The 15,246-nt window shown below is 44.3% G+C and carries 9 protein-coding genes; 4 read left to right on the forward strand and 5 right to left on the reverse strand.

What is annotated here, in order from left to right; all coding sequences use genetic code 11:
- Positions 1-124: 124 nt before the first annotated feature.
- Positions 125-2,407, reverse strand: coding sequence for a 5-methyltetrahydropteroyltriglutamate--homocysteine S-methyltransferase (gene metE, locus KJB35_RS18620; RefSeq protein WP_213908142.1), 2,283 nt, complete (start codon positions 2,405-2,407; stop codon positions 125-127).
- Positions 2,408-2,685: 278 nt separating this feature from the next.
- Here metE and metR point away from each other — a divergent pair, with 278 nt between their 5' ends.
- The gene (metR, locus tag KJB35_RS18625; RefSeq protein ID WP_005386724.1) at positions 2,686-3,597 is read left to right on the forward strand and encodes an HTH-type transcriptional regulator MetR; all 912 of its coding nucleotides are present in this window, start codon (positions 2,686-2,688) and stop codon (positions 3,595-3,597) included.
- 21 nt (positions 3,598-3,618) lie between these two features.
- On the opposite strand, the gene KJB35_RS18630 is transcribed toward metR, so the two are convergent.
- From KJB35_RS18630 to KJB35_RS18640, 3 genes are all read right to left on the reverse strand, one after another.
- Positions 3,619-3,819 carry a DUF4250 domain-containing protein gene (locus KJB35_RS18630; RefSeq protein WP_005376762.1) on the reverse strand — a complete coding sequence of 67 codons (201 nt, stop codon included), beginning with the start codon at positions 3,817-3,819 and terminating at the stop codon, positions 3,619-3,621.
- 152 nt (positions 3,820-3,971) lie between these two features.
- Positions 3,972-4,682 carry a hypothetical protein gene (locus KJB35_RS18635; RefSeq protein ID WP_169628528.1) on the reverse strand — a complete coding sequence of 237 codons (711 nt, stop codon included), beginning with the start codon at positions 4,680-4,682 and terminating at the stop codon, positions 3,972-3,974.
- 86 nt (positions 4,683-4,768) lie between these two features.
- Positions 4,769-7,225 carry an EAL domain-containing protein gene (locus KJB35_RS18640; protein WP_213908143.1) on the reverse strand — a complete coding sequence of 819 codons (2,457 nt, stop codon included), beginning with the start codon at positions 7,223-7,225 and terminating at the stop codon, positions 4,769-4,771.
- 425 nt (positions 7,226-7,650) lie between these two features.
- Between KJB35_RS18640 and KJB35_RS18645 the strand changes: the two genes are divergently transcribed.
- The 3 genes from KJB35_RS18645 (at position 7,651) to KJB35_RS18655 (ending at position 14,692) form a co-directional block, all read left to right on the forward strand.
- Positions 7,651-9,984: a YgiQ family radical SAM protein gene (locus KJB35_RS18645; protein ID WP_054574765.1), complete on the forward strand. Its 2,334-nt coding sequence runs from the start codon at positions 7,651-7,653 to the stop codon at positions 9,982-9,984.
- Positions 9,985-10,246: 262 nt separating this feature from the next.
- Positions 10,247-13,744, forward strand: coding sequence for a T6SS effector BTH_I2691 family protein (locus KJB35_RS18650; protein WP_285356058.1), 3,498 nt, complete (start codon positions 10,247-10,249; stop codon positions 13,742-13,744).
- A 3-nt stretch (positions 13,745-13,747) separates the two neighbouring features.
- Positions 13,748-14,692, forward strand: coding sequence for a hypothetical protein (locus tag KJB35_RS18655; RefSeq protein WP_167415325.1), 945 nt, complete (start codon positions 13,748-13,750; stop codon positions 14,690-14,692).
- A 133-nt stretch (positions 14,693-14,825) separates the two neighbouring features.
- Here KJB35_RS18655 and KJB35_RS18660 read toward each other — a convergent pair whose 3' ends face one another.
- The gene (locus KJB35_RS18660) at positions 14,826-15,242 is read right to left on the reverse strand and encodes a GtrA family protein (RefSeq protein ID WP_167415326.1); all 417 of its coding nucleotides are present in this window, start codon (positions 15,240-15,242) and stop codon (positions 14,826-14,828) included.
- Positions 15,243-15,246 lie beyond the last annotated feature (4 nt).

A 15,246-nucleotide genomic window follows, 5' to 3' on the forward strand; every position in this document is an offset into this window, starting at 1 on the left:
TTTTTGTTGCTTTCGGCATGAGACGATGATTCGCTATTATTGGATAATCTGAAAACGAAAGTTAACAATTAAGAATAGAAAAACGGAGACCACAGTCTCCGTTTTTATTTGCTGTAACGATGTGTTACGCCAGCTCAGCACGGAGCTTCTTCGCCGCTGAAACCAGATTTGCCAATGCGGCTTCTGTCTCCTTCCAGTTTCGTGTTTTCAGACCACAATCTGGGTTTACCCACAAACGTTGAGCCGGAATTTTTTCTGCCGCTTTCTTGATTAAACCTTCAATCCATTCTTCCGTAGGAATGTTTGGTGAGTGAATGTCATAAACACCAGGGCCAATTTCGTTCGGGTAATTGAACTCTTCAAATGCTTTCAGCAGCTCCATATTTGAGCGAGATGTTTCAATGGTAATGACGTCCGCATCGAGTGCCGCAACCGAATCAATGATTTCATTGAACTCGCTGTAACACATATGAGTGTGAATCTGAGTTTCTGGTTTTGCACTTGCCGCAGAGACCTTAAACGCATTTACGGCCCATTCTAAGTACGCTTTGTGATCGCGTTTTTTGAGTGGTAAACCTTCTCGAATGGCTGGCTCATCAATTTGAATGATATTGATGCCTGCATCTTGCAGGTCAGACACCTCATCACGCAGTGCCAAAGCAAGTTGCTGCGCAATTTCTTGACGTGTGATGTCTTCACGTGGGAACGTCCAACATAAAATCGTTACTGGTCCAGTCAACATGCCTTTCATCTGTTTGCTGGTTAGCGACTGGGCGTACGTCGACCATTCAACCGTGATCGGTTTTTCACGTTCAATGTCAGCAACTACAATGGCAGGTTTCACACAGCGAGAGCCATAACTCTGTACCCAACCAAATTTGGTCGTTTGAAAACCCGCCAAGTTCTCAGCGAAGTATTCCACCATGTCGTTACGCTCTGCTTCACCATGAACAAGCACATCTAGGTCGAGCGCCTCTTGACGTTTTACTGCGTCAGCAATATGTCCTTTAAGTGCTTGGATATATTCAGACTCAGATAATTGACCTGTACGATAAGCGCTGCGCTGCACCCGGATTTCACCCGTTTGAGGAAAAGAGCCGATTGTCGTTGTTGGCAACAAAGGCAAGCCCAATACTTCAGCTTGATGCGCAGCACGCTCTGCATAAGGTGCGCTGCGCTCGGCAAGTGACGCGGTAATGTTGTTTAAACGCGCTTGTACTTGAGGTTTATTCACATGTGTTGCTGTCTTGCGCGCTTTGATTGGCTGGCTATAGGTATCACAAGCGAGAATCGCATTTTGGTCACCATCGAGCGCTCGGCCAAGCAAGGCGACTTCTGCCACTTTTTGTTTTGCAAAGGCAAACCAACTTTTTACTTCTTCGCTCAGTTCTGTTTCCAGTGCTAAATCAACAGGGCTATGTAGCAGAGAACATGAACTGGCAACCCAAAGTTTGTCGCCCAGTTTCTCTTTGACTGGCTGTAGACGCTCGAGTTGGGCACTTAAATCTGAACGCCACACGTTACGACCATTCACAACGCCGGCAGAAAGCACCCACCCCTCCGGTAACTTGGCAACCACATCGTCAAGCTGCTGAGGGACGGCAGATAAATCGATATGCAAACCATCCACCGGTAGCTCTACAATTTTGTCTAGCGTATCGCTTACGGAGTCAAAGTACGTCGTTAGCAGCACTTTTACATCGCTTCGAATCACTTGGTAGGCTAGCTTAAACGAATCAGCCCATTTGCTTTCTAGCTCCAGTGACAAAATTGGTTCATCAATCTGAACCCACTCAACACCTTGACTTGCTAGCTTTGCCAAAATAGCTTGGTAAGCAGTAAGTAAGCGTGGTAGCAGGGTTAAGCGGTCAAACCCTTCTTCGACCTCTTTGCCCAAGTAAAGGTAACTGACTGGGCCAAGCAAAACAGGCTTCACTTGGTGGCCAGCTTGAAGCGCTTCGTTGACTTCTTCAAACAGTTGCGGCCAGCTCACTTCAAACGTATCGTCCTTGCTGAACTCAGGGACAATGTAATGGTAGTTTGTGTTGAACCATTTGGTCATATCCGATGCCGCAGCGCCCGCACAGCTGCAACCCGCCTGAGATTGACCGCGACCCACTTTAAACAACGTATCCAGGTTAGGGAAACCATCAGCGTGACGCTTTGGCACATGACCCAATAGCAACGTGGTCGTCAGTACATGATCGTACCAAGCGAAGTCGCCAGCGGTGGCAAAACTCAGACCAGCATCCGTTTGTGTTTGCCAGTTTTTGGCGCGTAGATCTGCCCCAACCTTTTTAAGCTCAGCTTGTTCAATTTCTCCTCGCCAGTATTTCTCCTGAGCGAATTTTAATTCTCTTTTTTCACCGATACGTGGATAACCTAGTACGTGCGTTGTTGTAGCCATGTCCCTATTCCTTTTTCAATCTTGTTTAATTTGTTTGGGTCAGAGTATCTTTCGTCATGAAAGATGTCTGGATGGCTAAACTATCGCTCTCATCTGCGGTTTGAACAACGTCCATTTATTCAACTTGTTTATTAAAAAAATTCATCATGAGGCGACATGATTCGCAAATAAACACAACAAATAGACGTCTAGACGTTTACATATCCATTTTTTGTCGTTAAGTTATTTACACGATTGCTATTCTGTTCATAGCGAGCAACAAAGGATGAAAGGAATTCATGATAGAGCTAAAACATTTGCGGACACTCACTTCGCTTCGAGACACTGGCTCTCTAACGGCAACAGCGACCGCTTTACATCTCACTCAGTCGGCACTGTCTCATCAGATCAAAGATTTGGAGGCGCGAATTGGAGGGCAACTGTTCCTGAGAAAGACTCGTCCGGTGAAGTTCACTTCAGAGGGAGAAATCCTATTGCGTCTTGCAGAAGATATCCTTCCGAAACTCGCAAGAGCAGAAAATGATTTAGCGAGCTTGAAAGAAGACGTCAATGGCCGATTACATATGGCCATTGAATGTCACTCTTGCTTCCAATGGCTAATGCCTGCACTTAGGGAGTACCAACTTGCTTGGCCTAGCGTAACATTGGACTTTTCCTCTGGTTTTGGCTTTGAACCACTCCCAGCTCTATTGGCAGGCGAACTCGATCTCGTTATTACTTCCGATATCCAACCTCGATCTGAAGTCCACTACGAGCCTCTATTCGACTTTGAAATGCGTTTAATTACCGCAACCAACCACCCATTGGCGGAAAAAGAAATTATTGAGCCGCAAGATCTCGCAGATCAAACCATGCTCTCTTATCCGGTTCAAAAACAAAGGCTAGACGTCGTAAAACACTTTCTTCAGCCAGCAGGAATAGAACCTGCGAAATGGAAGCAAGCCGACAACACTCTCATGTTAGTTCAGATGGTCTCTGCTGGATTAGGGGTGGCGGCACTACCCAATTGGGCGATTTCTGAATTTTCTCGCCAAGGTCTTATTACCAGTAAACCTTTCGGCCAAGGCTTATGGCGTCGCTTGTTTGCTGCAACGCGTCACTCAGAGAAAGAAAAGCGTTACTTACAAGCTTTTTTCGCAACCGCGAGGCTACAATGTAAAAGCCACCTTGACGGAATCAAGGTGGCTTAAAAGATTTGGGTTGTGAAAGGCTTAGCGTTGATATGCTTTAAATTGGTTAGTCAATGGATCGTACTGATAACCGAGCATATCAAGCTTGCCGACTACAGACTCTACATCCATCTCATACACTGATACTAACTCGTCAAAACTGTCGCACTCTAAACGTAGCTTTTCGTTGACGATACCTAGCAAAATAGTGCTGTCCAGATTACCTACATTGCTTAAATCCATCGCGACTCTCCTCTTCGACAAGGTATATAAACAAGCGTAGTAGTAATCACGCGAATTTAAAGTGAGTGAGATCTAAAACGTGATCACCTTATACCCAAGCATCAAGAAAGCACTTGGATATAAGCCGTCTAGCTTTGTCTTTAGAATAGAGGTCAAGCCGCGAGAGAGAATAAACCTTGCAGGCTCGTCATCGACGCGAGTGCTAGCAACAAAGCTACGCTCAGTTGCACCTTTTCTGGTTTCTTATGCGTAAAAATATGCCAACACCACACGATAATTGAAGAAATTAGCATAGCTAAAGACAGCAAGATCGGCTGTGTTGCAGCGTTTAGTGTGGCTTCATCTAACTGGTAAGAAGCAAACAACGTTGCGATGACTAATAGCATTCCAGACACAATGCCAGTAACTGGTAAAATGCGGTGAAATGCCTGTAATCTGCTGCGAGCTATCGTAAGTAGCAATTGAGAAAATGACGCCCCAAGGAAAAATATCATTAGCGCCATCGCTATCGATGCTGGCCAGCTTGATTGCTCAAATACCTGAATACTTACATACGCAAAGGCCAAACCATTCGCTAAATGCATCGCCCATAGTGGCCCTTTTTCACGCGTTTTCTTGGTTTGAACCTGAGAATAGAAGTAGAAAATAGCAAACACGATCATAAATGCTTCAATGCGAAGTGACGCAACAGCGAGCCACAATACAGCTACTGCAGGCAACATTTTATGAAGACGTCCTCGCTGACCAGGACAAATATCGCCCTTGATTAGAAGCAAAGTCAGTAGCGCTTGTGCGCCAAATAGCATCGGAGGGAAAGTAACCAGCAATTGTTGAATCATGTTGAATGCACGCTCAAAAGTCATTTTGGGGGGCGATAATATCAAATCAACTATCGCCAAACCACCGAAAGTCGGCCCCCAAATGAGCTAAAACGGTAAGACAATTTTATTCACAGAGAAGCAAGATACTTCAACGCGTCTTCCTGCGTTAAAACTCCATGGTACTCTTCTTTGGTATTACACAGTACCCAAGGGAAACGAATCCCGGTTTTAACCAACTCTCGAATAACAGAGACAGGTAAATCCTCATCAACCAACACAAATTCGGTGCTCATTATCTGATTAACAGGACGTTTCCAAATTCGGCTTTCTCGTTCAGTTTCTCGCTCTGTTCCCATCGAAGGCGTTAGGTGTAAATTCACCGTCTCTTTCGTAATTAACCCAACACAACGATTTTCATTGAGAACAACTAAAGGCGAGCTTGGATTCAAATTCATGTACTCCACTGCCAAGGAGAGCGGTTCTCCAGGGTCCATAGACCTGACTTGTTCATGGCTCAAAGATTGCAACACATCACTTTGCTTAGACTCAATCGCGATGTCAGAGAACAGATGCTCATAACTGTCCGCTTTATCCATCAAATCGACAGGCACGGCAGCAGAAAATAGAAAGCCCTGCATGTAATCGACACCGATTTCTGCCAATACTTGAAGTTCTTGCTTAGATTCCACGCCTTCAGCAACCACTTTTACATTCATTTGCTGTGCAAGCTCGGTGACCATTTTCACAATGTTATAGCTGGTGCTCCCTTTATGAATGTTCTTGATGAATTTTCGGTCTATTTTCAGTAAATCAAACTGCCCTTTTTCTAGATAAGAAAAAGAAGAATACCCAGTACCGAAGTCATCAATCGCGATCTCAACGCCCTCTTTCCGCACTTCCTCTAGAGCTCGAGTATGCTCCTCATCTTGTTCAAAATACGCGGTTTCTGTTAGCTCGATAGTTACTCGCTTAGGGTCTACACCACTGGCTTTAATCAAATCATGCGACCGCTGAAGGATCTGAAGAGAATCCAATTTCGTGTTGAGGGAGCGATTGATGGTCACGCCCACTTCCTCGCCATAAATTTCTTGTAAGCGCGGAAAGTGCTTCAACGCAGCTTGGCAGACCACGTCATCAAGTGCCGCTATGAGTTCTAGATCTTCAATAATAGCGATCATCTTTTGCGTACAATACGCATCATTTTCATCATAAAAGCGTGCGAGAGCCTCGAACTTAACCACTCTTCCGGTTTGAACGTCGATAATCGGTTGAAAGTAAACGTCCACTAGCCCACTCTCTATTTGCGCCTCCAAAAACGCCTCGAGATGTTGGCGCTTCACTAATTCAGAGTGAAGTTCACTGTCGTAAAAGTTGAAATAGCTGCCTTCACCGGAAATAGAGGACAACATCGCTTGCGCTGCATGTGCTAGCGCTTGTCTTGGTCGGTTCGTATCATAGCCAAGGATTGACACACCAGTTTGGCCTTTAACGATAGTGGCATGCATTTTTGTGCCCATTTCATTTCTAAGCTCATTAAAGAACCCTTTCATGGCAATTTGGATCAAACGAACCGGGCTCAACCATTGACAATGAGGGGTCTGCAAGCATACGACAAACACATCCCGAGATAACTGCCCCGCAATACTGGTGTAGCGACTTCGCATAATAAAATCTGCAAAACCTAATTGCTGTTCAAGCAAGTATCTCTCCGAAAACTTGGGTCTTAGTGTCATAACAATGTTGAGTTCTTTATTTCTGCTTTCATTCGCTAAGGTAGCTAATTGGAGTTCAAATTCTTTCCTCGTCGGTAAAAAGGCAGCCCAATCATGCTGTTGTTCACAACGATTTTTCATCCACAACAACGAAGCAGAAATATCCGTAGAAAATCCGAGATAAAGAACTCGTCCAGAGTGAAACGTAAGTCGGTAAATACAAAGATGATGAGCTTGGTTGCTACCGTTTGCTGTTTTGCTCAGCAAGTTACCACACCAACATCCTTCATCATTAATTTGCTGCCACAGCTGATCATAAAACGCTTGGCTATGGTGAGAGGTACTGAATATATGAGTTTTAAGCCCAACCAGATCTCGGTTTTGATAGCCCATTTGTAACTCAAAGGCACGGTTACAACCTAAGATGCGCGTATCTTCATCGGCAACTAAAACGCCTACATTTGGCAAATCAAAAATCGTTTCGAGGATTTTCGCTAACTCCTCGCAACCAGTGATTGTTAATTGTGGAATGATAGTGCCTTGGATAATGCGCTTATTGAGCCTTTCAAAACTAATAGTAACGTGCACTAAGTTAACGTTTTTTAGCATCATGCAACAAGAAAACCGCCCCCGTCCGCCAAAGAGTTCCACTTCTAGAATTCGTTGTTTTAGCGTTTCTTGTTGCCCCATCAGCATATGATCAAACAAGTTATTTAGGCTGGTTACTGGCGTACTTATCCCAAATGCCTTTGCCATTCCTTGCTGATCACATTCGAACTCGCGAGTATCAATATCGTAAGACCACTCTATAACAGGAGTTAGACTGGAAGTCGTTTGCATTTTTGGATGCACGGTTGTCGTAGATTCACTCATACCCTAGCCCCTTTTTTTGTAATTAGCCCAAGGCTCAAAATTCACAGTCAATTCGCGACATTCCAGTTGGGACCTGCCGATCCTCTTTATAGATGGATTGTGTCAACGATAAGCCTATCGACTTAGAACTATTTCCAGAGCAGCTCAGCCTTTTGCATTTAATATGCACTAATTTGATTATAGGCTTTACCCCATATAAGCACACCATTGCTTATACTTTGTATTAAGATTGCGACATTTTTCATGAACCGATCTATAACCATGAGGCTTTCAAGGTGAAATTAGACAGAAAATCGCCGATAGAGCATTGATATTTTTACAAACCAAATAAAACTCGATGAACTAAGCTGGAATAGATGAGTTTGTTATAGATACCTGATAATCAAATCGCTATAATTCGCGCTCCCTGGAACAGAGAGCAAAATATGACCAATAACATCACTCCTATTCATGAGTACAAAAAATACTGGGCAGAGTGTTTTGGTACGGCACCTTTCTTGCCGACCAGTCGCAAAGAAATGGATGCCCTAGGATGGGATAGCTGTGACATTATCATTGTAACCGGTGACGCTTATGTGGATCACCCAAGCTTTGGTATGGCTATCATTGGCCGCCTGCTAGAAGCACAAGGTTTCCGTGTCGGTATCATTGCTCAACCAGAATGGCAAAATAAAGATGCGTTCATGCAACTTGGTAAGCCAAATCTGTTCTTCGGGATCACTGCGGGTAACATGGACTCCATGATCAACCGTTACACCGCGGATAAAAAGCTTCGTCACGATGACGCGTACACACCAAATAACGAAGGTGGCAAACGCCCAGACCGCGCGACTTTGGTTTACTCTCAGCGTTGTCGTGAAGCTTACAAAGAAGTACCTATTGTTTTAGGTGGTATCGAAGCCAGCCTACGCCGTGTTGCGCACTACGATTACTGGTCAGATAAAGTTCGCCGTTCGGTACTATTTGATGCAAAAGCAGACATCCTACTTTTTGGTAACGCAGAACGCGCACTTGTCGAAGTAGCACATCGCATCGCAAACGGCGAAGACATCAGCACCATGACCAATATTCGTGGTACTGCTGTGAACTTGCCAGCGGCGCCAGAAGGCTACACGGTTATTGATTCTTCTCGCATTGAAAAACCTCGTAAAGAAGCGTTCGTACCAAAGAACCCATACGAAGTAGAAACTCAGTGTGAAACTAAAAAAGACGAGCCAGTTGCACAACCAATCACGATTCGCCCATCACGCCACGATGCTGCGACGACTGCGGTCCGTTTACCTTCGTTTGAAAAGCTAAGAAACGATCGCATTCTTTATGCACATGCAAGCCGTGTATTGCATTTAGAAACGAACCCGTACTCTGGTCGAGCGTTACTTCAAAGCCATGGTGATCGTGAACTTTGGGTAAACCAAGCTCCAATTCCATTGACGACCGAAGAGATGGACTTTGTGTTTGGCCTGCCTTACGCGCGTGTCCCTCACCCTATGTACGGCAAAGCAAAAATTCCTGCGTACGACATGATCAAGACGTCTGTAAACATCATGCGTGGTTGCTTTGGTGGCTGTTCTTTCTGTTCGATTACCGAGCATGAAGGTCGAATCATTCAAAACCGTTCGAAAGAGTCTATCATCAACGAGATTGAAGAAATTCGCGACAAAGTTCCAGGCTTTACTGGCACAATTTCCGATCTTGGTGGCCCGACTGCAAACATGTACCGCCTGGGCTGTAAAGATCCAAAAGCGGAAGCGAACTGTCGTCGTCCTTCTTGTGTATTCCCGGGCATCTGTAACAAGCTAAACACAGACCACAAACACACGATCGATTTATACCGTGAAGCGCGTAAAGTTGAAGGCGTGAAGAAAGTGATGGTTGCATCTGGCGTACGTTACGACCTTGCGATTGAATCACCAGAATACGTGAAAGAGCTCGTGACTCACCACGTAGGCGGTTACTTGAAGATTGCACCGGAACATACAGAGAAAGGTCCTCTTGATCTGATGATGAAGCCAGGCATGGGTACGTACGATCGCTTTAAAGAGATGTTCGAGAAATACAGTGCAGAAGCAGGCAAGAAGCAGTACTTAATCCCTTATTTTATCTCTGCGCACCCAGGCACAGAAGACGAAGACATGCTGAACCTTGCTCTGTGGCTGAAAAAGAACAACTTCGAATGTGACCAAGTACAAAACTTCTACCCTTCGCCAATGTGTAACGCAACGTCGATGTACTACTCAGAGACAAACCCTCTGAAACGCGTGAAGTACAAAAAACGTGAAGATGTACCTGTAGCAAAAGGTGAACGTCAACGTCGCCTGCATAAAGCGCTGTTGCGTTATCACGATCCAGCAAACTGGCCAATGATCCGTGAAGCCCTAGTCAGTATGGGTAAAAAACATTTGATTGGTGACAAACAAGGCTGTCTCGTTCCTGCAGAAGACATTGAAGCACAAACACCTGCGCAACGTCGTAAATCTGGTCGTCACGGGGCAAACCGCTTTGCAACCAAACATACCAAAAACCAACCAGGCTTCGGTGGTCATTTGAACAAACGCTCTGAAGGCGGTTCAAAAGATGGTAAACCATCTGGCAACCGTAACGGTTCGGGTAAAGCTACAGGTGGTCAACGCCCTGCAAGCAACGGCCAACGTCCTAGCGGCAACGGTGCAAACCGCCCGGCAGGTAGCAAGCCGCAAGGCCAAGGTCGCCCACAAGCACAAGGCAAACCAACTGGTCAACGTAAACCAAAGCGTCGCTAACTCTTTAGCACTTAGATACTAGAAAGGGCTCCAGAGGTAACTCTGGAGCCCTTTTGTTTTGTCGGCTCATTGAGGCATCACTCACAATTCAAACTTTGATTCAATCAATACAAAAAATGGTAAACACCAACCAACTTATTGGAAAAACAAACAATTATTTGATTGACGCAAAACCATAAAAATCTAACTCATTGATTTTTAATTGCTTTATTTTGGTGCGATATTTGCGTAACAGAGTAAAACTCTTAAACATGGGCTAACGATGAATAATCCACTTCCCCCAAAAACTTCTATGTTCTGGTATGACAACAGCTATACCTATGAGGAGGCCGTTCAGGCATTTGAAAGCGATGGTACACTGAAATCGCTGAATATCGTTCCAACCACGGAATCTGATGATCTTGCTGGCTCACCCCCAGAGCGCAGTATGTTTTGGGAGGGAGAAACAAAAAAAATCGATCCGCCACCGCCGTCTGAACCAGAGCCTCTCAATTTAAAAACTGAGAAAGAAGCAACGGAAGCATCACCTGCGCACTTTATCCCAGTCCGCTATGCCATCGATCAGCTAGAAACAGAAGAGACACAGCCTTTTGGTTTGCCTGAAGAATGGAAAGGCCAAGGCCCAGCCAAACTCAATACCGTTGGTTACACCCTGCGTCAACTGCGCGACGGTTGGCTGTATGTCTATGATGCAATCAACAAAAGCTTAGACGAATACGAAATCAAAGGAACGCAATTCACGCTCTATAAGTTGGGAGAATCAGAAAGCCCAAAATCAGAGCAGCGTGGGACACCACAAGATGCAAAGCCCTTCCTTACTTACGTCAACGGAAGCGTACTATCGATTTGCTTCTCTGAGCACCGGTGGACATGGCACACGTTCATGCGCGTACTTAACAATCCGAGTAATCATATCGATCGCATGCAAACCATTGTTCTGTCCTCAAACGAGAATCAGCACAACATTGCACCAATAGATAAGTTAACCCAAGTCGCTGATATTGAATCTTCTACCGTCGATGATGGTCGCTTTGCGGATTCTGGCATCGCCACCAAAGCAGATGAAGATGGTTCTGTCTTTAAACCTGTCGCAGTCGAAAGCGATTTAACCTCTGCGATTCCAGAAGAAGAATCAGGCTACTTCGTCGCGATAAAAGATTACGCCGCAGACATTCAAGATATGTCACTGCATTTTGTTGGTGCCGCAAGCCCTTACCGCCTTTTCACTGACCAGTTTTCAAACCAGTGGAACTTGATGCAGACCGCCATGCAACTGTGTATGTTTGGTGCAAGTGACGAGATAGACATGCCAGCTAGCGTTAAGCGTAACGGCGAAGAGCTGTCGTTTTATACCGACATGGCTGACTATTATGACTCCTCTCACCAACTTGATTTGGCAGAGCAGAACAAAAGCTCAGTTCAGTCCGGCTATCCTGCTAAATTTTCCGCTGGAGCGATTGAATCACACCAACATACCCAAAGTGACATTGCTAAAGCGATACAGGACAAATATCGAATTTCTGCGAGCCGTTTTGGTAAATACGAACAATGGATAGCGACTGAACGCTGGCGTCAGCAGCTCAACTGGAAGCAAATGCTGAGCGAGATGCAAGAGCTGTCAGAACAAAAAGAAACCATGCTAGCCCAAGTGGTTTCGGTCAAACGCGACTTTATCGCAGTAATGGAGTCCTTAACGCCGCATCATCTCGAAAGAACCTTCGACCTATACAGCGAAGACACGCAGTACAGCTTGTATCAACTACACAAGCAAGCGGTTGAGTCATTTACTTTGGTGATACAAGAAGAAGACCGCCAATGGGCTGAAAGCCAATGGGAGAAACCAACCAGTTTACTTGCTCTCTATGCCTCTGGGTTTAGTCGTAGTTTATTTAAAGTGATGGAGAAGAATATTACAGAGGCGCTTGATGAACAGTCGATCGTCTCAGGAAATCCTGAACCTGATAATCAGTTGATGGACCAGATATCTGATACAAGCAACCGCGTGAATATGTACTCTAAGATCATGGACTTTGTTTCCAACCCAAACACTGCGGAAACAGCCTTTCTCAAAGATATCGCCAAAGGTTTCCAAGAGCTGGATATTATTTTTAAATCTGCAATAGGTGCGCTTGCAAAAGGCGTTGTAGAGTTTGGTGTTAGCATGACCTCACAAGTATCAATTTCGCTGATGCCTGTTTTCGCTAAACCTCTGAACCGTCATAGCTATTATTTATTTGCCGTTATTGCAGAACATATGGCACACAATATGCCCGTAACAATAAAAGAAGGTTACGCTCACGATTTTAAAAAATGGAAAACACGCGTAAATGATTATCTGATTAAGCTCGAAAAAAACGATGCAATCATTGCTGACTTCCAGAAAAATAACCGCAAAGCTGACTCTAAATACACAACAGCTTTAAAAAATAAAAAGACTATTAAGAAGGCTCTCGCTGTAGCTACATTGGAGTACCCGCAGTACATTGAGTTACCTGATGATCTACCTCAAAGAACCATCGAGCTTAGAACGCGGATCGTGATGAATAAGCTCAATGATTTGAATAAACTGTTCGAGAATGCCGGTGGTCTAGGCTTTCTGGCATTAATATTTAACTGCATCGCGCTTGGTGATGCCATGAGCAGTATTCAAGACACGGGGTTAATGTCCTCAGATGAATTTTTGGATATCCAGCAAAAGTTATTTTACACAGTCAACGCTTGGACAGGTGTTCGTACAGGTAAGTTATGGGAGAAAGTGAAGGGTGAACCTAGGTTAAGGTCACATTCATATAATGTCTTAAAAAAGTTAGTGAATAGAAACGAAGATACCTTTAAAAACTTAAACCTTGATGACCTAAAGGTATTCAATAAATGGCTAGCAATCACAGGGGCTTTAGGTGCGTTAGCTTCGGGTATTGAGGCTTACCGTTCTTGGCAGAGTGCTGACAAAGTTTATGGTCAAGAAAAATATCTGCATGTAGCAAATTCCCTAGTATTAACAGCAATGTCAGCTGTCGGTATATTCCAAGTATACGGAGGGTTAACTGGACAATTTGCATTAAACTTATCCTTTGGCGGGCCTATAACGGCCGGCCTGGTTATTCTCACGATTGCATACGTAGCCATCAATTATAAGTTGAATAAACTGAAACAAGATGATTTCCAAAAATGGTTAGATAAACTGCCTTGGGGTTATCACCCGACTCGCACTCAGTGGAGCCAATCTTCGAGCTTACCCGAACGAGAGAAGCATAATTCAGCATTGGTTCAGCAAGCGCTGTTTGACTTACAATCTATTATTCAACAGCCTACGGTATACCATCAACCTATTGAAAAAGTACAAGCTTACCCAGGTTACACACATCGTGAGTTAATCGGTTTGGAAGTGCATATTCAACTGCCAAGGCGTGCTGCAACGAATGGTATTACGTTGAGAACTAACAGCAAGGCAACAGAAGATGATTTGATGTCAGGCTCGTGGCATCAAAACGCAGATTTAGTCACGCTACAAACTCAAGATCAAGCGAGCAAAGAATCACTGGTGTACAAAGTAACCTTGCCAATTGAAGAAGCAGATCATTACCTTGCAATGCAAGTAGCTTACGATGTGGAAGATGATGCCCCTGCTAAGCGTGAGTATTGGTTCCAAAACGGCATAAAACAGAGTGCAACTTATGGCATTATTTCAGACAATATCAAACAAGACATAATTAAAAAAACACTCACCCCCGCTGTTGGCACACTAGGTTTTCAGGAGTAACCCTTGGCATATTCACCGTTTTATATCACCCCAGAAGAATTGGCGGTTTATCAAGAAGCACAAGAGCAAGAGATTCTCAAAGGGGACAATTTAACAACATGGCATAAGTATGATGTAGAAGAGCCATTTCGCTACCATTACAAGTTAACGGCTTTGCCATTTATGAGCTTCTTATTTGGAATTGTATTTTTGACACACTCAAGTGATACGCTTGTCGTGACCTTTTTTGGCCTTATCTTGTCAGTAATGATGGCCGGGATCTTTTATCTTACGATTGGCCTCGACTATCGCTATGACTATATCTTTTCTGACAAAGGCTTTGTGATGAAGAAGCGTCGCAACATGCCTAAGTGGGCGAATACCGCCACACAAGCCGTTGGCTGGATCGGTGCGGTAGTTTGCGTTTTGATGGTAGCGGTAGTTGGCCCGATGGCGTTAGCTGGAGCGGGCGCTCTTATTTTATTCTCATTTGGTATGTTAAAACGCAAGCCCGATGAACCAACAGAAGTGAGAATTGGAGAGCGTGAAGATTGGTTGTTTGCCGACTACAACAAAAAGCGCAAAGTGATCCAGTTCTACTTTAAGCAGGATAAGTGTGAATATATCGATATGGAACACAACACTATTGTCCGTTCACATAGTAGATCTGATTGCTACGTATTTTTCAAAACTGAAACGGACTTAGAATCGATGGTAAATCAGTTAGCTACGGAATATAAGCTGGATTGTACAGAGGTAGATGACCACAAAAAGCTGTTTGAATCGAAGCCAGAAGCTAGACTGTTTAACATTCCTGTTTGTAATAGAGAATATAAAGCCGATGAGGTATTTGATTTAAGAGCATCAAATGCCCCGCTTCCTGAGCGTGAATACCTTTACAACGGTAAGTGGCAAACCGAGTCTGAAATCGAACAATCAAAATCTGAACTAACGGCAGCCAAGGTATAAACCTTGGCTTATTTACCTTTTTACATCCCCCATGAAAAGCTTTAGGTTTACTCTGATGTACAAAAAGAAAAATTGGTTCAAATAACGAATTTTTAACTCGAGGATAGGATAGTAAGCCCGAACCTTTCTATCCTCAACTAAACACCCATTTTGCACTGAGTAAATAGTTACTCACCATGCCTGCCAATATGCCTAAGATCAAAGCCAAATAGACCATCACCCCTTGCGTTCCTAGCGCGAGCGTTACGCCTTTGAACACAATAAAGTTCGGCAAAGCACTGATAAAGGCACTCGCCATAAATTTTTGCCATTGAGCGAAAGGGTTGGTTTTTTCTACTTGATAGAAAGTCAGCCAGCGATTGCCAAGCCACGTCGTGGTTGCCGCAAACAAAAATGCTATCCCACGAGCCAACATCAGCTCCAGACCAAACCAATGGAACAACACAGAAAAGATAAGGGTGTCGACCATAAAGCCGACACCTCCTACCAGAGCAAACCTTGTTAACGAAGCAAACCTTTCTGACGAAGCAAACTTTGGTAATTTGCGCATTCCG

This window comes from Vibrio sp. D431a, from assembly GCF_030248655.1.
GTDB classification, from domain to species: Bacteria; Pseudomonadota; Gammaproteobacteria; order Enterobacterales; family Vibrionaceae; genus Vibrio; species Vibrio alginolyticus.

Coding starts and splice junctions, on each gene's coding strand:
- KJB35_RS18635 (WP_169628528.1), bottom strand. CDS start 4,682: ATGACTTTTGAGCGTGCATTCAACATGATTCAACAATTGCTGGTTACT.
- KJB35_RS18645 (WP_054574765.1), top strand. CDS start 7,651: ATGACCAATAACATCACTCCTATTCATGAGTACAAAAAATACTGGGCA.
- metR (WP_005386724.1), top strand. CDS start 2,686: ATGATAGAGCTAAAACATTTGCGGACACTCACTTCGCTTCGAGACACT.
- KJB35_RS18650 (WP_285356058.1), top strand. CDS start 10,247: ATGAATAATCCACTTCCCCCAAAAACTTCTATGTTCTGGTATGACAAC.
- KJB35_RS18630 (WP_005376762.1), bottom strand. CDS start 3,819: ATGGATTTAAGCAATGTAGGTAATCTGGACAGCACTATTTTGCTAGGT.
- KJB35_RS18660 (WP_167415326.1), bottom strand. CDS start 15,242: ATGCGCAAATTACCAAAGTTTGCTTCGTCAGAAAGGTTTGCTTCGTTA.
- metE (WP_213908142.1), bottom strand. CDS start 2,407: ATGGCTACAACAACGCACGTACTAGGTTATCCACGTATCGGTGAAAAA.
- KJB35_RS18640 (WP_213908143.1), bottom strand. CDS start 7,225: ATGAGTGAATCTACGACAACCGTGCATCCAAAAATGCAAACGACTTCC.